This is a genomic window from Paraburkholderia phytofirmans PsJN, assembly GCF_000020125.1.
Classification (GTDB): domain Bacteria; phylum Pseudomonadota; class Gammaproteobacteria; order Burkholderiales; family Burkholderiaceae; genus Paraburkholderia; species Paraburkholderia phytofirmans.
The window spans coordinates 3,078,572-3,100,033 of sequence record NC_010681.1; the positions used below are offsets into that span (position 1 = coordinate 3,078,572).

The window sequence follows — 21,462 nt, forward strand, 5'->3', positions numbered from 1 at the left end:
GAATGGCATTAGGCAAAACCCGACCTCGACGTAGTGCCCACGCGTATCCGGCGAAGCCCATTCGTTTTTGCCTGACCACCCTACACACGCGCGCCGAGTTTCCATAACATCGGGCTTGACTGTCTTTCTAAATGCTGTGGAGCGTAGTGCGTGATGGAATTCGATACGAAAGTCGCGATCATCGTGCTGGACGATCTCGCTGTCTGGCAAAAACTCAATGTGACCGCGTTTCTCGCGACGGGGATCGCGGGCGCGGCACCGGAGGCAATGGGTGAGCCGTACGAGGACGCGGCGGGCCGCCGGCACGCGCCGCTGCTCGGCCAGCCGATGATGGTGTATCAGGCGGACAACGCGGGTTTGCTGCGCGCGTTTCGCCAGGGCATTGAACGCGAATTGACGCGCGCCGTGTATGTGCGCGCGATGTTCGCGACCGGCCACGATCAGGCCAACCGCCAGGTGTTCCGCGCCGAACCCGCCGATGCGCCCGACCTCGTCGGTATTGCCGTGCGCGGGCCGAAGAAGGCGGTGGATAAAGCCGTGAAGGGTCTTTCACTGCATGCGTGACACGGCCTACTGAAATCGCGCGCTCAGCGTTCAGAGTTCAGGACTCGGGCCGCGCTCCAGATAGGTAGTCAGCGCGATATAGCTGCGCGTGCCGGTAAATCCTTCGATCGCGTGAATACGCGCGAGCAGTTGTTCGAGTGATTGCGTGTCGCGCGTGCGGACCTTGAGCAACATCGCGCTCTCGCCCGTCACGGTGTGAATCTCCTCGACATCAGGTAGCTCCTGCAGCGCGAGCAGTTGCCGAGTCACCGCCCAACTCGTCGTATCGACATGCACGAACGCAAGCAACGGGCGGTTCAGCCTCGCGCCGTCGAGCGCGGCGACAGTGCCCTTGATCACGCCTTCCTTCTTCAAACGCCGGGTGCGTTCGTGGACCGCGGGCGCCGACAGGAACAGTAGCTTGCCAAGCTCGGCATAAGTGCGCGTGGCGTCTTCGGCGAGCAGCGCGAGCAGCTTGCGGTCGGTGTCGTCGAGCGAGGCCGGGCCCGGTTGGGTGCCCGGCGTCCGGAGCGCTCTGCCGCTGCGGGTGGAAGGTGAGCGCGAACGCGTGCTCATGGTCTTGCCGCGGCGTTGTCCCCGTCTTGTGCGAGTCCCTCGCGCAAGGCTTTACGGATCACCTTGCCGGTCGGCGTCAACGGCAGGCTGTCGACAAAGCGGATCTCGCGCGGATATTCGTGCGCGGCGAGACGCGTTTTGACGTGATGCTGGATCTCGCGCACGAGCGCCTCGTCGCCGACAAAACCGGCCTTGAGCACCACGAACGCCATCACGATCTCCGTGCGCTCGGGATCCGGCGCGCCGATCACGGCCGCCATCGAAACAGCCGGATGGCGCAGCAATGAATCTTCAATCGAAGCCGGTCCGATTCGATAACCGGCGCTCGTGATCACGTCGTCGCCACGGCCGACGAAGCGGATAAAACCGTCCGCGTCGCGGGTGCCGAGGTCGCCGGTCAGCAGAAACTTGCCGCGGAATTTGTCGCGCGTGGCCGCCTCGTTGCCCCAGTACCCGAGGAACATGACCGGATCGGGCGCGGCCACCGCGATATCGCCGATTGCGCCTTGCGGCAGTTCGTTGCCGTCCGTGTCGACGATCGCGACATAGTGTCCCGGCACCGCTCGGCCAATCGCGCCAAAGCACGGCTCGAACAGCGCCGCGCACGACGACACCACCACGTTGCACTCCGTCTGCCCGTAGAACTCGTTGATCGTCACGCCCAGTGCCCTGCGGCCCCAGCCGATCAATTCCTCGCCGAGCGATTCGCCGCCGCTTGCCACCGAGCGCAACGCGAGGCTCCAACGTTCCGGATGCTCGACGCCCCGCATCATCTTCAGCGCGGTCGGCGGCAAAAACGTATGCGAGACCGCGTGGCGCGCCATCAGATCGAACGCGGCCTCGCCGTCGAATTTCGCAAAGCGGCGCGCCAACACCGCGACGCCGTGATGCCACGACGGCAGCAGCACGTCGAACAGACCGCCGATCCATGCCCAGTCCGCGGGCGTCCACATCAGCGTGGCGTGCGCGGGAAAGCCCTGTTGCGACATCTCGACGCCCGGCAGATGACCCAGCAACACGCGATGCCCATGCAGCGCGCCCTTCGGCTTGCCGGTCGTGCCCGAGGTATAGATGATGACGGCGGGATCGTCGGCGCCGGTGTCGGCGGGCGTGAAGCTCGCGGCCGCGCCATTCAGCGCATGCCAGAATGAACGCACAGGCGCTTGCGGATCGCTGTTGTCCTGATCGATATCCACGCTGAAGACAGTGCGTAATGCAGGCAACGCCGCGCGGATTTCGTCGACCTTCCGCACGCCGGCGTGATCGGTGATCAACGCCACCGCGCCGCTGTCGCCGAGCCGGTGTTCGATCGCGTCGACGCCGAACAGCGCGAAGAGCGGCACGGCCACCATACCGGCCTTATAAGCGGCAAGGTGCGCGACCGCCGTTTCGATCGATTGCGACAGGAAGATGCCGATGCGGTCGCCACGTTGCGCGCCCGCTGCGAGCAGCACATTGGCGAAACGATCGGACAGCGTCTTCAACTGGTCGAACGTATAGCGTGTGGCGTTGCCCTCGGCGTCTTCGTAGATCAGCGCAAGGCGGCCCGAACCGTCAGCCCATTTGTCGCAGACGTCGACGCCGATGTTGTAGCGCGCCGGGATCTCCCAGGCGAAGTTTGCCGCCAGCGATTCATAGGTCTGGCCGTCGAGATTCATCGTGTCTGCTCCTGCAAGCCCGTCGGCGGTTGATAGCGCGGGAAGCCGTTATATTCGATCGTACGCTGCGCTTCAGCGAGCGGCCATGAATGGCGCGCGTTCGGCACGCCGCCGTCGACACGGATCACCGTACCGTTGATGAACGCCGACGCCTCCGACAACAGAAACACCGCCGCGCTGGCGAGTTCCGATTCCGTGCCGAAACGCTGCAACGGCACCTTATGCTTCAGCGTGCGCAGTAGCGCCTGGTACTCTTCGTTGTAGCTGTCCATGCCCGCTGACGCAATCCAGCCGGGCGCGACCGCGTTGACTCTGACGCCTGCGTGGCCCCATTCGCAAGCAGCCGTTTCTGTGAAGTTCCATACGCCCGCACGCGCCGCGCCGGAGTGCCCCATGCCGGGCATGCCGCCCCAGATGTCCGCCAGCATGTTCACGATCGCGCCGCCGTGATGCTGCATCCATTGGGTATAGCACTCGCGGGACATCAGAAACGTGCCGTGCAGATTGTTGCGCACGACCGCGTCCCAACCGTTCAGGGAGATGTTTTCGAGCCTCGCGGGGAATTGGCCGCCCGCGCAGTTGAAAAGGCCGTCCACGTGACCCAGATCCGTGATGATCGAAGCGATCGTTTCACGCACCTGCTGCTCGTTGCGGATGTCGCAAGAGTAAATTTTGTGGCCGATGGCGGAGGACGGATGATCCGCCGCCAGTTCGGCTTGCACCGCTTTCAGCTTGTCTTCGCTTCGGCCGACCAGCGCCAGGGTCGCTCCGAGGGATGCGAGTTCGTGAGCCGTGCATCGGCCGAGCCCGCTGCCCGCGCCGGTGACGATGACCACCTTGCCGGTGAAAAGGCCTGCGCGGAAAACAGAACGATAGCCGCTGGAGAGCGGCGAGCTACTCGACGAAGCTGCGGGCATTCGGGTGTCTCCTTCATGTGCTGCGTTTTCGATGTTTTCTGAGTTTAGCTCATGTTTTGTTTGCCCGTTGTTGTCGCTGTCAATTTCATTTCAGTTATTTCGTGCTTGATATTTCATTAATTTTTGAGCTAGGCTCAACTCCGGTCCACTCGACTGCCCGCGCGGCACCCACCGTCGTGCGTTCATCGAGCCCGACGGCCAGATCGTCAACCGGCCGCGAGCGTGGCCGCGCCAGCGCCGCGTTCAGCTTGCCCCGATCCAGTTCTTTCTCCCACGCCGCAATCACAATCGACGCCACGCCGTTGCCCATCGTATTGGTCAGCGCCCGGCATTCGGACATGAACCTGTCGATGCCGAGAATCAGCACCATCGCCGTCACCGGCACGGTCGGCACCACGGAAAGACTCGCAGCCAGCGTGATGAACCCCGCCCCCGTGACGCCCGTCGAACCCTTGGACGTCAGCATCGTCACCGCCAGCAGCGTGATTTCCTGAGCGATCGTCAAATGCGTGTTGGTGGCCTGCGCGAGAAACAGCACCGCGAGCGTCATGTAGATATTGGTGCCGTCGAGATTGAACGAGTAGCCGGTCGGCACTACGAGACCGACAATGCCGCGCGAGCAGCCGAGCCGCTCCAGCTTCTCCATCAGTTGCGGCAGCGCGGCTTCCGACGTGGAAGTGCCGAGCACGATCAGCAATTCATCCTTGATGTACACGACGAAGCGCCACAAACTGAATCCGCATGCCCGCGCAATCAGACCGAGGCCGCACGAGACGAACAGAAACGCGGTCAGATAGAACGTGCCGATCAGTTTCATCATCGGCAGCAAGGAGACGATGCCGTATTTGCCGATCGTGAATGCGATCGCGCCGAACGCGCCGATCGGCGCGAGGCTGGTGATCATCCGCACGATACGGAAGAACGTTTTAGACAGCAGGTCGATCAGGCCGATCAGCGGTTTGGCGGGTTCGCCCAGCACCGCGAGCGCGGTGCCGAACAACATCGCGATCAGCAGCACCGGCAGAATATCGCCCTGCGTGAAAGCGCCGGCGAACGTGTCGGGAATGATGTGCATGAAGAAGCCCGCGAGCCCTTCACCGTGTGCGGCTTGCGCGGCATAACTCGCGATCGCGCCGGCATCGAGCGTGGATGGATCGACGTTGAAGCCGATGCCCGGTTTCAGCACATGCGCGGCGAGCAGACCGATCGCCAGTGCGAGCGTCGACACCACCTCGAAATACAGCAAGGCCTTGCCGCCGACGCGCCCAACTTTGCGCATGTCGTGCATGCTCGCAATACCGGTCACGACCGTGCAGAAAATCACCGGGCTGATGATCATGCGCACGAGTTTGATGAAGGCATCCCCGAGCGGTTTCATCGCCACGGCGTCCGCGGGCAGAAAATGCCCCAACGCCACGCCGATGATGATCGCCACGATCACCTGCACATACAGCACCTTGTAGAGCGGTTTGCGTTTCATGTCTCCTCCGTTTTTGCAGGCAAAGCGCGTCCGTTCCCTTCTGGTGGGGAATGAGTCACGCGCTGTTTGGTTGGATGGCGACGTGGATGTCGCCGGGGTGTTACAACACGGCGGCCCAGCTATGCCGCGCGAAATGGTCTCGCTCGAATGCTTCGATGTCGTGCAATGAAGCGAGCGTCAGATCGATGGTGTCCATGCCTTCGACCACCATCTGTTTATGACGAGCGCCTAGTGGAAACGCAAACACGCGTCCCGTGGCGGACGTCACCGTTTGGCGTTCGATGTCGATATGCAGCGGCGCTGCGGGCTGCGTTGCCGCGTCATGCAAGAGGACGTCGATTTCGTCGCGTTCAAGCTGCACGAGCAGCAGACGGTTATTCATCGCGTTCGAATAGAAAATCTCCGCGAAGCTCGGCGCGATGACCGCCTCGAAACCGCCTTGTTGAAGTCCCCACACCGCGTGCTCACGGCTCGAACCGCAGCCAAAGTTCGAACCGCCGATCAGAATGCGCGCGTCACGATACTCAGGCTGATTCAGCACGCAGTCGCTACGCGGCTCGCCTTGCGCATCGAAACGCAAGTCATACAGCAAGCCATCCTTGAGCCCCGCCTTGCCGATAATGCGCAGAAACTGCTTCGGCATGATCTGGTCGGTATCGAGGTTTTCGATCGGCAAAGGCGCGGCGGTGCCGTGGATTTCGGTAAGTCTCATGACTGCGTCTCCAGCGTGCGGACGTCGGTGATGCGTCCGGTCAATGCGGCCGCCGCGGCCATCGCGGGGCTCATCAGGTGAGTACGGCCGCCACGGCCCTGGCGCCCTTCGAAGTTGCGGTTAGTGGTCGAGGCACACCGTTCGCCGGGCGTCAGAAAATCGTCGTTCATCGCCAGACACATCGAGCAGCCCGGCTCGCGCCATTCGAAACCGGCCTCGCGCAATGTCGCCGCGACGCCTTCGGCTTCCGCCTGGCGGCGCACGCTGCCCGAGCCGGGCACGACCATCGCGCGCACGCCCTGCGCGACGTGGCGCCCCGCGACGATCGACGCGACGATGCGCAGATCTTCAATGCGTCCATTGGTGCAGGAGCCGATGAACACGCGATCGATCGGCGTGCCCGCAATCGGCTGATCTGCGTCGAGGCCGATATAGTCGAGCGCGCGGCGTAACGCGGCGGCGGCTTCCGGTGTCTTTTGCGCGGCCGCAGCGGGAATCCGTTCGTCGACGGCGATGGCCTGATCGGGACTCGTGCCCCACGTGACAAACGGCGAAATATCGCATGCGTCGAAACGATACTCGCTATCGAAGCGCGCGCCCGGGTCCGACTTCAGTTCACGCCAGTCGCTCATCGCTGCGTACCACGCGATCTCATCGAGTTGCGTTGCGTGTGCGCGGATGTAGTCGAAGGTGGTGGCATCGGGTGCGATCAGCGCGGCACGCGCGCCCGCTTCGACGGTCATGTTGCACAAGGTCATGCGTGCTTCCGCCGACAGCGACGCGATGGTCGATCCAGCGAATTCCACCGCATAGCCGCGCGCACCCTGCGCGCCGATTCGGCTGATGATCCACAGAATCAGATCCTTCGACGATGTGCCATACGGCATGGGGCCCTCGATCGTGATGCGCATGGTCTGCGCGACGCGATACACCAGCGTCTGCGTGGCGAGCACATGTTCGACCTCGGACGTGCCGATGCCGAAACCCAACGCGCCGAGCGCACCATACGTGGTGGTGTGGCTATCGCCGCACAACACGACCATGCCCGGCCGAACCAGTCCACGCTCGGGCGCGACGATATGTTCGATGCCTTGCAACGGATCGTTTGCCGCATGCAGCGCGATGCCGGCCTCGGCGCAATTGCGCGCCAGGTTGTTCGCGAGCAGCAACGACGCGGCATCGCGAATCACACGCGGCGCTTCCGCGTGCGTCGGAATGATGTGACTGACCACCGCGAGCTGCTGCTTCGGCCGGCGCACGCGCCGCGTTTTCGCGGCCAGCGCGCTGAACGCTTGCGGGCTGGTGTATTCGTTCATCAGATGCAGATCGACGTACAGCAGCACGTTCTGTTCATCGACGCGCGTCACGACATGCGAATCGACCAGCTTCTGGTAAAGGGTTCGTGTTGACATGATGAAGGCCCGAGCAACTAGGACTGCAGAAACGGAAGGACGCGTTCGAGCAATAACTCGGGCGCTTCCTCGGGAATGTAGTGACCGCACGGCAGCGCTTCGCCGCTCACCCTGGCCGACCACTTCCGCCATTCGGCGAGCGGCTCGAAGCATTGTTCGATCACGCCTTGCGCGCCCCACAGCGCGAGGAAATCGCATTCGATCTTCCGCCCCTCAGCGAGCGACGCGCGGTCGTGTTCGAGGTCGATCGTAATGCTCGCGCGGTAGTCCTCGCAGATGCCGTGCGCGGTGCCGGGGTCGCTCAGGCAGCGCAGATATTCGGCATAGGCCGCGTCGGTGAATGGCGCGAGGCCTGCGCTGCGCGCGCCGATGGTCTGCTTCAGATATAGGTCGGGGTCCGCGCGAATCAGCGTCTCGGGAAACGGCGCGGGTCGCACGAGAAAGAACCAGTGCCAGTAAGCGCGCGCGAAATCGAACGAGGTCTGTTCGTACATCGCGAGGGTCGGCGCGACGTCGAGCGTCACGAGCCGCGTCACGGCTTGCGGATGATCGAGCGCCATGCGGGCGGCCACGCGTCCGCCGCGATCGTGGCCGATCACGGCGAAGCGGTCGAAACCTTGCGCATGCATCAGCGCGAGCTGATCGGCGGCCATGCGGCGCTTGGAATAGTTCGCGTGGTCGTGGGTGCCCTGCGGTTTGCCGCTGTCGCCATAGCCCCGCAAATCCGCGGCGATCAGCGTGAAGTGTTGCGCCAACGTCGGTGCGACCTTGTGCCAGATGGCGTGAGTTTGTGGATGCCCATGCAGCAGCAGCAAAGCCGGCCCGTTGCCGCCGCGTATCGCGTTGATGCGGATGCCGTCGACCTCGGCCGACGCGTCTGTGAAACCTGCAAACATCATTGCCTCCCATGTTTGAATGAAGTCTAATTGATGCCTGCAGCGATATGGTTTCTCTTGGCGCAATCCGGAATTAACTTTTAGGAACGAATCGATGGACGGCTTTTCCGACCTGAATCTGTTCGCGCTGGTGGCGCGCCATCGCAATCTCGCCGCGGCCGCGCGCGAACTCGGCGTCACGCCGCCGTCCATCAGCAAGCGGCTTGCGCAACTCGAACAGCGTCTCGGCGTGCGCCTCGTGAACCGCACCACACGGCGCGTGAGCCTGACGGCGGAGGGCGAGATTTATCTGGCGAATGGCTCGCGCATCCTCGACGACCTCGCCGAACTCGAACAATTGGTCACGCAGAGCCGTGCCGAGCCGGCCGGCCTGTTGCGCGTGAATGCGTCGTTCGGTTTCGGCCGCGCGCACATTGCCCCGGCGATTTCGCGTTTCAGCGAACGGTTCCCATCGATGAAGATTCAACTGCATCTGACGGACCGGCCGGTCAGCTTGCAGGAAGAAGGCTTCGATCTCGGGATCCGTTTCGGCGAAGTGCCGGATGCGCGCATCAACGCGCGCTTGCTGCTGAAGAACCAGCGCGTCGTGTGCGCGTCGCCGGCTTATGTGAAGCGGCACGGCGCACCGCAAATGCCGCACGATCTCACGCGCCATGCCTGCCTCGTCTTACGCGAAAACGAATCGGCGTACGGCACGTGGCATTTTTCGCGCGGCAAGAAATCGGAGACGGTGAAGGTGGACGGTCCGCTAAGCAGCAACGACGGCAGCGCCGTGCTGAAGTGGGCGCTCGACGGCCGCGGCGTGGCCGTACGCTCGGCGTGGGAAATCGCCGGCCATCTACGGCGCGGCGAACTGGTGCCGCTTCTCGCCGACTGGACGCTGCCGAACGCGGACATTCACGCCATCTATCTGGAGCGGCACCGCTTGTCGGCCAAGCTGAGGACGTTCATCGAGTTTCTCGGCGACGAGTTGCGCGAGAGCGTTCAGGCCACCTAGCGAGACATGTGCTCACCCTGCCCGCTTATTGCGCTGTTGGGTCCGGCTGGCGCGCCAGCGCAGCAGAAACCCGACAAGCGCGGCAAAAGCGGCAGTCCCCATGTAGCCGCCGAGACGAATCGCGTCTTCGCCCGGCAAGCGGGAGATCAACAGAACGACTACGGCGAGCGCCGGCACGGCCAGAAGTCCAATGATCCATTTCATCTCTTGTCTCCGCTCTTTTCTGCGTAGCATACCCGCGCGAGATGCAAGATGAACCTCGTCGTTTACGCGGGCACGCCTCGGCCCGTGCCATGCGCCTGCTGCAAAATGAAATCGATGAAGGTCGACGCCGCGCGCGTGTGATGCCGGTTCGGCATATACAGCATGTACATGTGCGTGCCGAAGATGCTCAGGCGCCATTCGTCGAGCGTGGTGAGCACGTCGCCGCGGCGCAGATCGTCCTGCACCACATAGTCGGGCACAAGGCCCACGCCAAGGCCGGCGAGCACCGCCTGACGCAAGAACAGAAAGTTCTCGGAGATGATGCTCGGCTCCAGCAGCACTTCATGCCGTTCGTCGCGCAAATAAGCGGCCACCCGCAATTGCCGGCCGACCACTGCCGCGGTAATCAGCGGCGCCGTGCGCAGGTCGTCGAGTTGCCGCGGCATGCCGTGCCTGTCCGCAAAATCCGGCGACGCGCACGCCACATACCGCACCGGCCCCATGTCTCGCGCGACGAGGTTTTGCGGCGGCTCGGACATCACGCGCACGGCGATATCGACTTCATCGCGCATCAGGTCTTCAACACGGTTTTCGAACATCACATCCAGCACGATGCCCGGATAAAGCCGCTTGAACGCGATCAGCCAGTCCGACATGATGAGTTGCCCGTAACCGCTCGGCACGCTCAGCCGCACGCGCCCTTGCAGGCTCTGCCCGAGCGTGGTGACGGATTCGCGCGCGGCCAGCAGCGCGTTCTGGATCGTGCGGCCGTGTTCGTAGAGTTGCAGGCCGATCTCGGTCGGCTCGACGCGGCGCGTCGTGCGCCTCACGAGTTGCAGCCCGATGGAACGCTCCAGCTGATTCAGGTGGTAGCTCACGTTCGCCCGGCTCATCTTCAGCCGACGCGCGGCTTCGCTGAGATTGCCGGCGTCCAGAATGTCCACCAGCAGGGTCAAGGAGTTGACGTCCATGGCAGCGCCTTTGTCAAAGAAACCTTGACAGTCTGTCAACCGCCCATGTGATTGTCAATAAACCTTGACCGACTCACAATCGGGACAGTTCGCCAGACCCCGGCATGCTTTGCCATGCGACCCATCACAATCAGGAGACGCCATGACCCCCAATCCTTCGGCCGACGTTGTCTCGCGCGAATTGCGCGGCAAGGTGCTGCTCGTGACGATCGACCACGCGCCGGTCAACGCGCTGTCTGCCGACGTGCGGCGCGGCCTGCTCGCCGCCATCGAAGCCGCGGATGCCGACAAGGCCGTGGAAGCGGTGCTGATCGTCGGCGCGGGACGCAATTTCATCGCCGGCGCGGACATTCGCGAGTTCGGCAAGCCCCCGGTGCCCCCGTCGCTGCCGGACGTGTGCAACCGCATCGAGGCGTGCACGAAGCCGGTGGTCGCCGCAATTCATGGCGCGGCGCTCGGCGGCGGCCTGGAAGTAGCGCTCGCGGCGCATTACCGGATTGCCGTCGACGGCGCGAAGCTTGGCTTGCCTGAAGTACAACTCGGCCTGTTGCCGGGCGCGGGAGGCACACAGCGCACGCCGCGTTTGATCGGCGCGCAGGCCGCGCTCGATCTGATCCTGAGCGGCCGTCACGCCAGCGCGAAGGAAGCGCTGGCGTTCGGTCTGATCGACCGTCTAGGCAGCAGCGACGACATCCTCGCCGAAGGCCTTGCCTACGTGCACGAGTTGCTGGCCGCGCACGCGCCGGTGCGCCGCACGCGCGACGCCGCGGCACTCAGCGACCGCGCCGCGAGTCTCGCGGCCGTCGCCACGGCACGTGCGGAAACCGCGAAGAAATCGCGCGGCCTGTTCTCGCCGCTGAAAATCGTCGATGCCGTCGAGGCCGCCATCGAACAGCCTTTCGACGAAGGTCTGCGGGTCGAACGTAAGCTGTTCCTCGAATGTATCGACAGCCCGCAGCGCGCCGGTTTGATTCACGCGTTCTTTGCCGAGCGCGAAGTGCTCAAGGCGCCGGAAACGCGCGCTGCCAAACCACGCACCTTAAATACGATCGGCGTGGTGGGCGGCGGTACGATGGGCGCGGGCATTGCCGTCGCGGTGCTCGACGCCGGCCTGCCGGTGACGATGATCGAGCGCGACGACGCGTCGCTCGCACGTGGCCGCGCGCACATCGAAAAAGTCTACGACGGCCTGATCGCCAAAGGCCGCCTGAGCGCGGAGAAAAAAGCGGCGCTCATGTCGCGCTGGAGCGGCAGCACGTCATACGATGCGCTCGCCGGCGCCGACCTCGTGATCGAAGCCGTATTCGAAGACCTCGCCGTCAAACAGGCCGTATTCGCCGAACTCGATCGCGTCTGCAAAGCGGGCGCGGTGCTTGCGACCAACACCTCGTATCTCGACATCGACGCGCTCGCGTCGAGCGTTTCGCGTCCCGCCGACGTGATCGGCCTGCACTTCTTCTCGCCCGCTAACATCATGAAGCTGCTGGAAGTGGTGGTGCCGAAGCAGGTCAGCGCCGATGTAGTCGCCACCGCGTTCGAGCTGGCGAAAAAGTTGCGCAAGACGCCGGTGCGCGCGGGCGTGTGCGACGGCTTTATCGGCAACCGCGTGCTGGCCGTGTATCGCAGCGCCGCGGACGCCATGATGGAAGACGGCGCCTCGCCCTATCAGATCGACGCGGCCGTGCGCGCGTTCGGCTTTCCGATGGGACCGTTCCAGGTGGTGGATCTGGCGGGCGGCGACATCGGCTGGGCGGCACGCAAGCGGCGAGCGGCGACGCGCAATCCCGCCGCGCGCTATGTGCAGATCGCCGACCGCCTGTGCGAGCGCGGCTGGTTCGGCCAGAAGAGCGGACGCGGCTTCTATCTGTACCCCGAAGGATCGCGCAGCGGCACGCCCGATCCGGAAGTCGAGGCGATCATCGACGCCGAACGCGCACGCGCCGGCATCACGCCGCGCAGCTTCACCGACGAAGAGATCATCCGCCGCTACATGGCCGCGATGATCAACGAAGGCGCCAACGTCGTGCATGAACGCATTGCGCTGCGGCCGTTGGACGTCGACGTGACGTTCCTGTACGGCTATGGCTTTCCGCGTTATCGCGGCGGTCCAATGAAATATGCGGACATGGTCGGCTTGCCGAAAATCCTCGCCGACATCCGCGAGTTCGCCAAAGAAGACCCGCTCTTCTGGAAACCCTCGCCGCTGCTGATCGAACTGGTGGAACGCGGCGCCGATTTCGCGAGCCTGAACCAGAGCGTCTGAAACGGCGCATCATCGTCGACGTCCATCATGATGACCGGCCGCGCCCAGCGCGCGCCGTTCGCTCAACCCAATCCGGAACCCCGCCATGGATCTGAACTTCACTCCCGAGGAAGAAGCCTTCCGCGCCGACGTGCAGGCCTTTCTGCGCGACAAGCTCCCGCAGCGTCTCGCCGACAAGGTGCACGGCGGCCGCCGTCTCACGCGCGACGACATGGCCGAGTGGCACGCGATTCTCAACGCGCAAGGCTGGCTCGCCAATCACTGGCCGAAAGAGTACGGCGGCCCGGGCTGGAACCCCGTGCAGAAATTCATCTTCGAAAACGAATGCGCGCTGGCCGGCGCGCCGCGCGTGGTGCCGTTCGGCGTCAACATGCTCGGCCCGGTGCTGATCAAATACGGCAGCGAAGCGCAAAAGCGCCATTGGCTGCCGCGTATTCTCGACGGCTCGGACTGGTGGTGCCAAGGCTATTCGGAACCGGGCGCCGGCTCCGATCTCGCGTCGGTCAAAACCACCGCCGTGCGCGGCGTGGATGCGCAAGGCGAGCACTACCTCGTCAATGGACAGAAGACGTGGACCACGCTCGGCCACTTCGCGAACATGATCTTCTGCCTCGTGCGCAGCGCGACCGACGTGCGCAAACAGGAAGGCATCAGCTTCCTGCTGATCGACATGAAGACGCCGGGCGTCGAAGTGCGCCCGATCATCACGCTCGACGGCGAGCACGAAGTCAACGAAGTGTTTTTCACCGACGTGCGCGTGCCGGTCGAGAACCTGGTCGGCGAAGAGAACAAGGGCTGGACCTGCGCCAAGTATCTGCTCACGTATGAGCGCACCAATATCGCGGGCGTCGGCTTCTCGGTGGCCGCGTTCAATCGGCTGCGCAAGATCGCCGCGAAACAGCGGCGCAATGGCCGGCCGCTCGCGGAAGACCCGGCGTTCGCGGCGCGCATGGCGCGCGTCGAGATCGATCTGGAGAACATGAAGACCACCAACCTGCGCGTAATCGCGGCAGTGGCGGGCGGCGGCGTGCCCGGCGCCGAAAGTTCGATGCTGAAGATTCGCGGCACAGAGATCCGTCAGGAAATCTCGTCGCTCACAAGGCGCGCGATGGGTGCGTACGCACAGCCGTTCATCGAGGAAGCCTTGCATGACGGCTTCGAAGGCACGCCGGTCGGCCCCGACGAAGCCGCGAGCGCCGCGTCGCTGTATTTCAACAATCGCAAGCTGTCGATCTTCGGCGGCTCGAACGAAATCCAGAAGAACATCATTTCCAAAATGATCCTGGGACTGTAAGGGGGCGCACGTCATGAATTTCCAGCACACCGAAGACCGCCGCATGCTGGCGGATACGCTGAACCGTTTTGTCAGCGAGCAGTACGCATTCTCGACGCGAGACCGGATCGCTCAGTCCGACCAAGGCTATAGCGGCGAATTGTGGAGCCGCTTTGCCGAACTCGGCATTATCGGTGCACTGTTCGATGAAGCGGACGGCGGTTTCGGCGGCGGCGGTTTTGATATCGCGGTTGTATTCGAGAGCTTGGGGCGCGGTCTCGTGGTCGAGCCGTTTCTCGATACGCTGATCGTCGGCCGCGCCATTGCACGCAGCGGCAACGAAGCGCAAAAAGCCGTGCTCGGCGAATTGATCGACGGCTCGCGGATCGTCGCGCTCGCGCACGGCGAGCCGGACAGTCACTATGAACTGTCCCGCGTATCGGCGCGTGCGGAGCGAAGCGGCTCGACGTGGCAACTGAACGGAGCCAAGGCCGTGGTTCAGCACGGCGAGCACGCTTCGCTTTTTCTGGTTTCGGCGCGCACCGGCGGTGACGACGATAGCGACGCCGGCATAACGCTCTTTCTCGTGCCACGCGATGCAGCCGGCGTCAGCGTGCGCGGCTATCGCAAGATCGACGGCGGCCGCGCTGCTGAAGTGACATTGGACAACGTCACGCTCAGCGACGACGCATTGCTCGGCACGCCCGACGCGGGCTTCGCGACGCTCGAATACGCGATTGGCTGCGGCGTGTTCGCGCTGTGTTCCGAAGCAGTCGGCGCGATGGATGTCGCCAAGGACTACACCCTCGAGTATCTGCGCACGCGCAAACAGTTCGGCGTGCCGATCGGCAGCTTCCAGGCGTTGCAGCATCGCATGGCCGATCTGCTGCTGGAGATCGAGCAGGCCCGCTCGGCGGTGATCAATGCAGCGGCGGCGCTCGGTGCCGAGCGCAAGGTGCGGGAGCGCGCGGTGTCGGCGGCCAAGTACAGCATCGGGCGAATCGGCGCGCTGGTCGCGGAAGAATGCATTCAGCTGCATGGCGGCATCGGCATGACGTGGGAACTGCCGCTCGCACATTACGCGAAGCGCCTCGTGATGATCGATCATCAACTCGGGGACGAGGACCATCATCTCGAACGGTTCGTCGCGCTGGGCCGTTGACCTTGACATGACTTTCCATGGAAACCACAATGATTTCCATGGAAGCCAATCATTAGCCGAGGTAAAGGTCATGCGCAATCAGAAGAAAGGGGTACCGTCCTCGCCTGCCCTCGAAACGCATCTGGGTTATTGGCTGAGACTCGTATCCAATCATGTCTCAGGCAACTTCGCTCGTGCTTTGCAGGAACGCAGCGTGTCCGTGGCCGAATGGGTCGCGCTCAATCAGATTCAAAGATGGACGGACATGACGCCCGCGCAACTCGCCGACGCGATGGGCATGACGCGTGGCGCAATCTCGAAGGTGCTGGACAAGCTGCAAGAGAAGAAATGGATTTCGCGCGCGACGAGCGCGGAGGACAACCGCGTGCAGTTCCTTTCGCTGACTCCGCAGGGAAAACGCGCGCTGCCGGATCTAGCGTCGATTGCCGATGAAAATGACGACCACTTCTTTAGCGCGCTGGATGCCGATGAGCAGAGCACGCTTCGAAGCCTGTTGCGCAAGTTGGCGGAGTTGCACCGGATCAGCAACGTGCCGGTGGATTGAGGACTCGCAAGCTCCAGCGAGATTGTTGCTAACCAGCGTGCGCTCAATGATGGGGCGTTGCACGCTTAAGGCGGTCTGCCGGCATTCCGTTCGCCGTCCCGTCAGTCATTCGCTCAAGCGAACTCACTCCGGCGCATCCATCCCCGATTGCAGATAGTTCTGGATGCCGACCTTGTCGATCAACTCAAGATTCGTCTCGAGCCAGTCGATATGTTCCTCGGTGTCGTCGAGAATATGGGTCAAAATCTCCCGCGAGATGAAGTCGCGGACCGACTCGCAATAGACGATGGCCTCCTTGCAGGTGGCCTGCGACATCTGCTCCAGCTTCAGATCGCACTCCATGATCTCTTTGGTTTCTTCGCCGATCAGCAGCTTATGGAGGTCTTGCAGATTCGGCAGGCCGTTCAGCAGGAAGATGCGCTCGATCAGCAGATCCGCATGCTTCATCTCGCCGATGGATTCGTCATACTCATGCTTGCCGAGCTTATCGAGCCCCCAGTGCTTGTACATGCGGGCATGCAGGAAATACTGGTTGATCGCGGAGAGTTCGTTCTTCAGTTGCGCGTTCAGGTATTCCAGGACCTTTGGGTCGCCTTGCATGTTACCTCCCTGTTTCGTGTGCGAAGACCCCGGCGCCGGCGAAAGATAATGGATCGGGCCGGCTCCTCGGTGGCATTGCACCAGCACGGAACCTGCCTCACGGTTTATATTTTTTAGCCGTCATCCCAGCATAGCGCATCGAGTCGGCAAGGCAAAAAATGATAATCGTTCTCATATGTCTGACGACGAGCTTACGTCGGCGGGGACGACTTGCTGCAAGCGCCATGCCACAGGCCGCGCGGGTTTTCCGCCACAACGACGACAGCCGACGCGGTTCGCGCAATGCGCTCGGGATTTGATAGTGCGCCGCAAAACTCCTGGCCTCGGCAAACGCCCGCGACCCGGCCATCGACGGCGGGGTCGCTGAGCCGCCGAAAAGGCGGCACGACACTAGATACAGTGCTTGGCTCGCCTCGATAAACGACTAGTATGGTTTGGTGAGCACGCTCCTCGGACCTCGGGGAATACAGCATGGCTCGCGACTCATCTGTCGCACAGACCCGGCACAGGATTGCGCCCTGATGCCCGCTCCCGACGCACGTTAATGCGGTGCGTCATGACTTGAACGCGCCCGCTTCCTCACGCCGCGTAAAAACCTGTTTGCACGCTGCAACGCAAATGCGTTCGCCGTCGACAAGACGCCGGACCGTCTCTTGTGTTCGAGCGATCGACGAAACGATACCTGTCCGGCGCGAAGGAGCGACAAAATGAACGCGAGTCTTCAGGCAGTGCGTTCGGGTTCCCCGGACACGGTAGTGATAGCGCGCACGAAAGAACTCGCGGACGACGGCATCAAGGCGGCGAACATCGACGGCATCGATTTGATCGTTCTTCGCCACGGCAACGCCATTTCGATTTTTCAGGGCCGCTGCCCGCATCAAGGCACGCTCCTGTCTGAAGGAACAGTAAAAGATGGCGTGCTCGCCTGCCGCGCACACGGTTGGCAGTTCGACTGCTCGTCAGGCTGCAAGCAAGGGCCAAGTAGTTCGAATCTGAAGCGCTTCGACGCAATCGTCGAGAACGGCGAAGTTAAAGTCGATCGCAACGAAGTGCGCGCATGGAATGCGCAGCGCCCTGCCCCGGCAGTGATAATGCCGTGCCGCGAATCTGCCGTGAGATCGCTTGCCCAGCTCCCTGGCCCCAAGCGCGTTTCGTTTCTCGGCAATACGTTGCAACTACGTCCCGAGAAGCTGCACCTCGTACTCGAAGAGTGGTGCAGGGAATTCGGCCCCGTGTACACGTTCCGATTGATCGGCCGCCCATTCGTCGCGATCGCCGATCCCATTCTCATCAGTCAGGTGTTGCGCGATCGCCCTGGCGCGTATCGCCGCTGGAACGTGATCGAAACCGTTGCGCGCGAGTTGGGCATCAACGGCGTTTTCTCCATGGAAGGCGATGCCTGGCGACGGCAACGGCAACTCGTCGCCAAGGCGCTAGACCCTCTGCATCTGCGTGCCTTCTTTCCGTTGCTCTGCGAAATGACACGTCGATTGCTGCAACGCTGGGAGAAAGCGGAGCGCGAGCGGCAAATCATCGATATCCAGAAAGACCTGATGCGATACACGGTGGACGTCACCACCAATCTCGCGTTTGGATATGACATGGATACCATCGAAAGCGAGGGCGACGTGATCCAGCGTCATCTCGAAGTCGTGTTCCCGATGATCAACCGGCGGATCAATGCGCCCTTCCCTTATTGGCATTACGTCAAGCTAGCCGCAGACAAGACGCTGGATCGCGCCTTGATTGCGGTTCAGGCGCTCACGAAGGACCTCATCGCCGCCAACCGCGCGCGCCTCGCGCAGCGCCCGGAAACGGACACGATGCCCACGAATCTGCTCGAGGCGTTGCTCATGGCGCAACACGATGGAGAAGCGCCGCTGACAGACGATGAAGTACTGGCCAATGTGTTCACCATCCTGTTGGCCGGACAGGACACGACGGCGAACACGATCGCCTGGGTGGCGTACTTCATTGCGTCTTTACCAGACGTCCAGCGAAAAATGCAGGAAGAAGTCGATGCCGTTATCGGATCCGCAGCCATGCTCGAAGATTTTGACGCCGGAGACGCGCTCCTCTATGTGAACGCGGTCATCAGCGAGTCCATGCGGCTCAAATCGGTGACGCCCGTTCTTGCAGTCGAGCCGAATTACGACGTGCAAGTGGGCGACATTGCGATCCCGAAGGGCGCGGTGCTGTCGCTATTGACGCGCGAGGCAGGGCTGCAGCAAGGCGGCCATTCGGCGCCCGACGTATTCGATCCGGCCCGCTGGCTCACCGGCGAAAGTGCCGCCAGCCATCATCGAGCGGGGTTCATGCCGTTCGGCTCCGGACCTCGCCTCTGTCCGGGACGCAGCCTCGCCTTGATGGAAGTGAGATCAGCAGTCGCCATGCTGTGCCGCAACTTCGATCTGCTGCTGGTCGACAACGCGTCCGAGGTGGAGGAAGTGTTCGCGTTTTCGATGGTGCCGCGAAACCTGCGCATCGAATTGCGTCGACGCGGTTAGTCGAGAATAGAAGACGGAAACCGAGTTGAACCGCATGCTTATGAAAGTGCGTCCAGCAACGCATACCACGCCACCCCCGCGCTGATATAAAACCGCTGCAACGCATGCAACGGAACCGGCTCGATCGGCGTCGGCGGGAGCGGCAAGCCCTTCGCCGCCCCTCCAAGATACGCAGCCAGGTGCTTGCCTAACGTCGTCGCCATCGCGATGCCGCGTCCGTTGTAACCGAGCGCGATAGTCATACCTTTCGCTGGCATATGCACGTGCGGCAAGAAGTTGCGCGTAATGGCGATGCGGCCCGCCCAGCGGAATTCGTATTCGGTGCCCCTCAGTTGCGGAAACATCAACTGAGCGGCTCGCTCGAGATGCGCCCAATCCGCCGCGTTGCGAGGCTCGCGAAACGGACCGCGTCCGCCCATCAGCAAACGTCCATCCGCGTCCTTGCGAAAGTACAGCAGCAGCCGCCGCGAATCGGACGCCACTTCTCCGCCCGCCAGAATCGTTGCGCCGACATCGTCCGCCAGCGGCTTCGTCGCGACAATGAAGCTGTTTGCCGCGATCACCGATTGCGCCAGTCGCGGCCAGAGTCCGTCGGTATAGCCGTTGGTGGCGAGCAGCACCTGTTTCGACTCGATGACCGGACCGTGCGCCGTGCGAATGCGCCATCCGTTCGCGCCGCGCTCGATGCCCGCGGCGCGAGTCCCGCCATGAATCTGCGCGCCCGCTGCTTGCGCCGCGCGCGCAAGGCCGCGTGCATAACTCAGCGGTTGCACGCTGCCCGCACGCCGATCGACCCAGCCGCCGACAAACGCGTCAGTGCCGAGCCGTTTCGATACCTGCGCACGGTCGAGCAACTCGACCGGCGCGCCACGCGCTTCCCACTGTCCCGCGCGAGCGTACAGCGTCTTCAGCAGCTTGTGCGAATGGGTCGGCTGAATCCAGCCCGCGCGCGTTGCATCGCAGCGAATGCCGTGGCGCGCGACCAGATCGAAAACCGTATCCGCAGCACCGCCCGCCATTTGCACGAGCGCGTTGCCATCGCGCGGACCATAGCGTCGGATGAGTTCATCGGGATCGTATTTCAGGCCGGGAATGACCTGGCCGCCATTGCGGCCGGACGCTCCCCAGCCGGGCTCGTTGGCGTCGATCACGCAGACGCGCAAGCCCTGCTCCGCCAGATGCAACGCCGTCGACAAACCGGTATAGCCGGCGCCGACGATCGCCACGTCCACGACCGTCGAGTTATCGAGTGGAGGCGTTACCACCGCGGGTTCCGCTGTCGCCGCCCACAGCGAGGGCGGCAACGGCTTTGCAACTTCAACTTCAACCAGGCTCATGATGGTCTTCAAATCCGGGGCGCTTCGGACAGCGCAGGCATCTTGCCGAGAAACTCGCGCGTGCGGGCATGGCGCGGACGGTCGAACAACTCGGCCGCGCTGCCTTCTTCATGGATCGCGCCGTCGTGAAGAAAACACACACGGTCGGCCACTTCGCGCGCAAACGCCATTTCATGCGTGACGACGATCATCGTCATGCCGTCGTCGGCCAGTTGGCGCATCACGCCGAGCACTTCACCAACCAGCTCCGGGTCGAGCGCCGAGGTGGGTTCGTCGAAGAGAATCGCTTTGGGCTCCATGGCCAGCGCTCGCGCGATCGCCACGCGCTGCTGCTGTCCGCCCGACAGTTCCGCCGGATGCGCGTTCATACGATGCGCAAGCCCGACCTTGTCGAGCAGGTGCCGCGCGCGCTCGCGTGCCTGAGCGCGCGCTTGCTTCTTCACGAACACGGGACCCTCGAACACGTTTTCAAGCGCCGTGCGATGCGGAAACAGATTGAAACGCTGGAACACCATGCCGACCTGCGCGCGCAGTTCGTGGATCTGTTTCGATTTGGCATCGACGGTGCGACCCTCGACGGTGATCTCTCCGGCGTCATGCCGTTCCAGCCCGTTGATACAGCGTAATAGCGTGGATTTGCCCGAGCCCGATGGGCCGATCAGACAGACCACCTGGCCGCGTTCCACATTTAGACTGACGCCTTTCAGCACGTGCTGATCGTGAAATCGCTTGTGAATCGAGTCGACCTTGATCATCGTTTTCCCTTCAGTCCAAGGCGGCGTTCGAGCCGCCGCAATCCATAGACGAGCGGCAGGCTGAGTCCGAGATAAAGCAGCGCGACCAGCGTGAAAACCGTCATGTTCTGAAACGTGGACGATGCAATGAGCTGCCCGGCACGCGTCATTTCGGCAACCGTGATGGTCGAGGCGAGCGACGAATCCTTCAGCATCATCACGAGCGTGTTGCCGTACGGTGGCAACGCGATCCGGAACGCTTGCGGCAACACCACGCGCCGCATGATCATCGCGCCGCGCATGCCGATGGACTGCGCCGCTTCGATCTGCCCGTGATCGATCGCCTGAATGCCCGCGCGGAAGTTCTCCGCCTGATACACCGAGTACGCAATACCGAGGCCGATAAACCCGGCCTGGAAGGCGGACAACTGCACGCCGAGATCGGGCAGCACAAAGTAGATATAGAAGAGCTGAACGATGATCGGCAGTCCGCGAATCACGTTGATGAAAGTAGCGGCCGCGTTCGACACGACGCGGTTGTCGGACACGCGCATCAGCGCGAGCAGCAACCCGAGCACGGTGCTCAGAACGAACGAGCAGAAAGTAATCTCGATCGTGACGACCGCGCCTTTCAGCAGGATCGGCAGGAATTCAACGGCGTTCTGGAAGAACATGG

At 62.8% G+C, this 21,462-nt stretch carries 20 protein-coding genes; 7 read left to right on the plus strand and 13 right to left on the minus strand.

Features of this window, described 5'->3' with window-relative positions; all coding sequences use genetic code 11:
* Positions 1–153: 153 nt before the first annotated feature.
* A complete protein-coding gene (locus BPHYT_RS13490) occupies positions 154–564 on the plus strand; it encodes a DUF2000 domain-containing protein (RefSeq protein ID WP_012433710.1) in 411 nt (136 codons plus the stop codon).
* A 30-nt stretch (positions 565–594) separates the two neighbouring features.
* On the opposite strand, the gene BPHYT_RS13495 is transcribed toward BPHYT_RS13490, so the two are convergent.
* The 7 genes from BPHYT_RS13495 to BPHYT_RS13525 form a co-directional block, all read right to left on the minus strand.
* Positions 595–1,119: an Lrp/AsnC family transcriptional regulator gene (locus BPHYT_RS13495; protein ID WP_012433711.1), complete on the minus strand. Its 525-nt coding sequence runs from the start codon at positions 1,117–1,119 to the stop codon at positions 595–597.
* Complete coding sequence (locus tag BPHYT_RS13500; protein WP_012433712.1) at positions 1,116–2,777, minus strand: acyl-CoA synthetase; 1,662 nt, start codon at positions 2,775–2,777, stop codon at positions 1,116–1,118. The genes BPHYT_RS13495 and BPHYT_RS13500 overlap by 4 nt, the downstream gene beginning before the upstream one ends.
* Positions 2,774–3,694, minus strand: coding sequence for an SDR family oxidoreductase (locus BPHYT_RS13505; RefSeq protein WP_012433713.1), 921 nt, complete (start codon positions 3,692–3,694; stop codon positions 2,774–2,776). Before BPHYT_RS13505 ends, BPHYT_RS13500 begins: the two co-directional genes overlap by 4 nt.
* A gap of 94 nt (positions 3,695–3,788) precedes the next feature.
* Complete coding sequence (locus tag BPHYT_RS13510) at positions 3,789–5,174, minus strand: dicarboxylate/amino acid:cation symporter (RefSeq protein WP_012433714.1); 1,386 nt, start codon at positions 5,172–5,174, stop codon at positions 3,789–3,791.
* A gap of 100 nt (positions 5,175–5,274) precedes the next feature.
* Positions 5,275–5,886 carry a 3-isopropylmalate dehydratase small subunit gene (gene leuD, locus BPHYT_RS13515; RefSeq protein ID WP_012433715.1) on the minus strand — a complete coding sequence of 204 codons (612 nt, stop codon included), beginning with the start codon at positions 5,884–5,886 and terminating at the stop codon, positions 5,275–5,277.
* Positions 5,883–7,298, minus strand: a complete 1,416-nt coding sequence (leuC, locus tag BPHYT_RS13520; protein WP_012433716.1) for a 3-isopropylmalate dehydratase large subunit — start codon at positions 7,296–7,298, stop codon at positions 5,883–5,885. The genes leuD and leuC overlap by 4 nt, the downstream gene beginning before the upstream one ends.
* Before the next feature lie 17 nt (positions 7,299–7,315).
* Positions 7,316–8,194, minus strand: coding sequence for an alpha/beta fold hydrolase (locus BPHYT_RS13525; protein ID WP_012433717.1), 879 nt, complete (start codon positions 8,192–8,194; stop codon positions 7,316–7,318).
* A 94-nt stretch (positions 8,195–8,288) separates the two neighbouring features.
* On the opposite strand from BPHYT_RS13525, the gene BPHYT_RS13530 reads away from it, so the two are divergent.
* A complete protein-coding gene (locus BPHYT_RS13530) occupies positions 8,289–9,191 on the plus strand; it encodes a LysR family transcriptional regulator (RefSeq protein ID WP_012433718.1) in 903 nt (300 codons plus the stop codon).
* 12 nt (positions 9,192–9,203) lie between these two features.
* Here the strand turns inward: BPHYT_RS13530 and BPHYT_RS13535 are convergent, their stop codons facing one another.
* Together BPHYT_RS13535 and BPHYT_RS13540 are read right to left on the minus strand one after the other, a co-directional pair.
* Positions 9,204–9,395 (minus strand): hypothetical protein, encoded by a 192-nt coding sequence (locus tag BPHYT_RS13535; protein ID WP_012433719.1) that lies wholly within the window; start codon positions 9,393–9,395, stop codon positions 9,204–9,206.
* Between the two features lie 62 nt (positions 9,396–9,457).
* Entirely contained in the window at positions 9,458–10,366 is a 909-nt protein-coding gene (locus BPHYT_RS13540) for a LysR family transcriptional regulator (RefSeq protein ID WP_012433720.1), read from the minus strand.
* Between the two features lie 142 nt (positions 10,367–10,508).
* Between BPHYT_RS13540 and BPHYT_RS13545 the strand changes: the two genes are divergently transcribed.
* The 4 genes from BPHYT_RS13545 to BPHYT_RS13560 all read left to right on the plus strand — a co-directional run bounded on the left by BPHYT_RS13545 (position 10,509) and on the right by BPHYT_RS13560 (position 15,608).
* On the plus strand, positions 10,509–12,629 hold the full coding sequence (locus tag BPHYT_RS13545) for a 3-hydroxyacyl-CoA dehydrogenase NAD-binding domain-containing protein (RefSeq protein ID WP_012433721.1): 2,121 nt from the start codon (positions 10,509–10,511) through the stop codon (positions 12,627–12,629).
* A gap of 85 nt (positions 12,630–12,714) precedes the next feature.
* Positions 12,715–13,923 carry an acyl-CoA dehydrogenase family protein gene (locus BPHYT_RS13550; RefSeq protein ID WP_012433722.1) on the plus strand — a complete coding sequence of 403 codons (1,209 nt, stop codon included), beginning with the start codon at positions 12,715–12,717 and terminating at the stop codon, positions 13,921–13,923.
* 13 nt (positions 13,924–13,936) lie between these two features.
* Positions 13,937–15,064, plus strand: coding sequence for an acyl-CoA dehydrogenase family protein (locus BPHYT_RS13555; protein ID WP_012433723.1), 1,128 nt, complete (start codon positions 13,937–13,939; stop codon positions 15,062–15,064).
* A 193-nt stretch (positions 15,065–15,257) separates the two neighbouring features.
* Positions 15,258–15,608: a MarR family winged helix-turn-helix transcriptional regulator gene (locus BPHYT_RS13560; protein ID WP_202945173.1), complete on the plus strand. Its 351-nt coding sequence runs from the start codon at positions 15,258–15,260 to the stop codon at positions 15,606–15,608.
* 123 nt (positions 15,609–15,731) lie between these two features.
* Here BPHYT_RS13560 and bfr read toward each other — a convergent pair whose 3' ends face one another.
* Positions 15,732–16,208: a bacterioferritin gene (gene bfr / locus BPHYT_RS13565; RefSeq protein ID WP_012433725.1), complete on the minus strand. Its 477-nt coding sequence runs from the start codon at positions 16,206–16,208 to the stop codon at positions 15,732–15,734.
* Between the two features lie 707 nt (positions 16,209–16,915).
* Between bfr and BPHYT_RS13570 the strand changes: the two genes are divergently transcribed.
* Positions 16,916–18,715: a cytochrome P450 gene (locus BPHYT_RS13570; RefSeq protein ID WP_012433726.1), complete on the plus strand. Its 1,800-nt coding sequence runs from the start codon at positions 16,916–16,918 to the stop codon at positions 18,713–18,715.
* A gap of 38 nt (positions 18,716–18,753) precedes the next feature.
* Here the strand turns inward: BPHYT_RS13570 and BPHYT_RS13575 are convergent, their stop codons facing one another.
* From BPHYT_RS13575 to BPHYT_RS13585, 3 genes are read right to left on the minus strand one after another with little or no spacing between them, the layout of a single operon-like run.
* Positions 18,754–20,052 (minus strand): NAD(P)/FAD-dependent oxidoreductase, encoded by a 1,299-nt coding sequence (locus BPHYT_RS13575; RefSeq protein WP_012433727.1) that lies wholly within the window; start codon positions 20,050–20,052, stop codon positions 18,754–18,756.
* 8 nt (positions 20,053–20,060) lie between these two features.
* On the minus strand, positions 20,061–20,807 hold the full coding sequence (locus BPHYT_RS13580; RefSeq protein WP_012433728.1) for an amino acid ABC transporter ATP-binding protein: 747 nt from the start codon (positions 20,805–20,807) through the stop codon (positions 20,061–20,063).
* Positions 20,804–21,460, minus strand: coding sequence for an amino acid ABC transporter permease (locus tag BPHYT_RS13585; protein WP_012433729.1), 657 nt, complete (start codon positions 21,458–21,460; stop codon positions 20,804–20,806). The genes BPHYT_RS13580 and BPHYT_RS13585 overlap by 4 nt, the downstream gene beginning before the upstream one ends.
* Between the last annotated feature and the right edge of the window lie 2 nt (positions 21,461–21,462).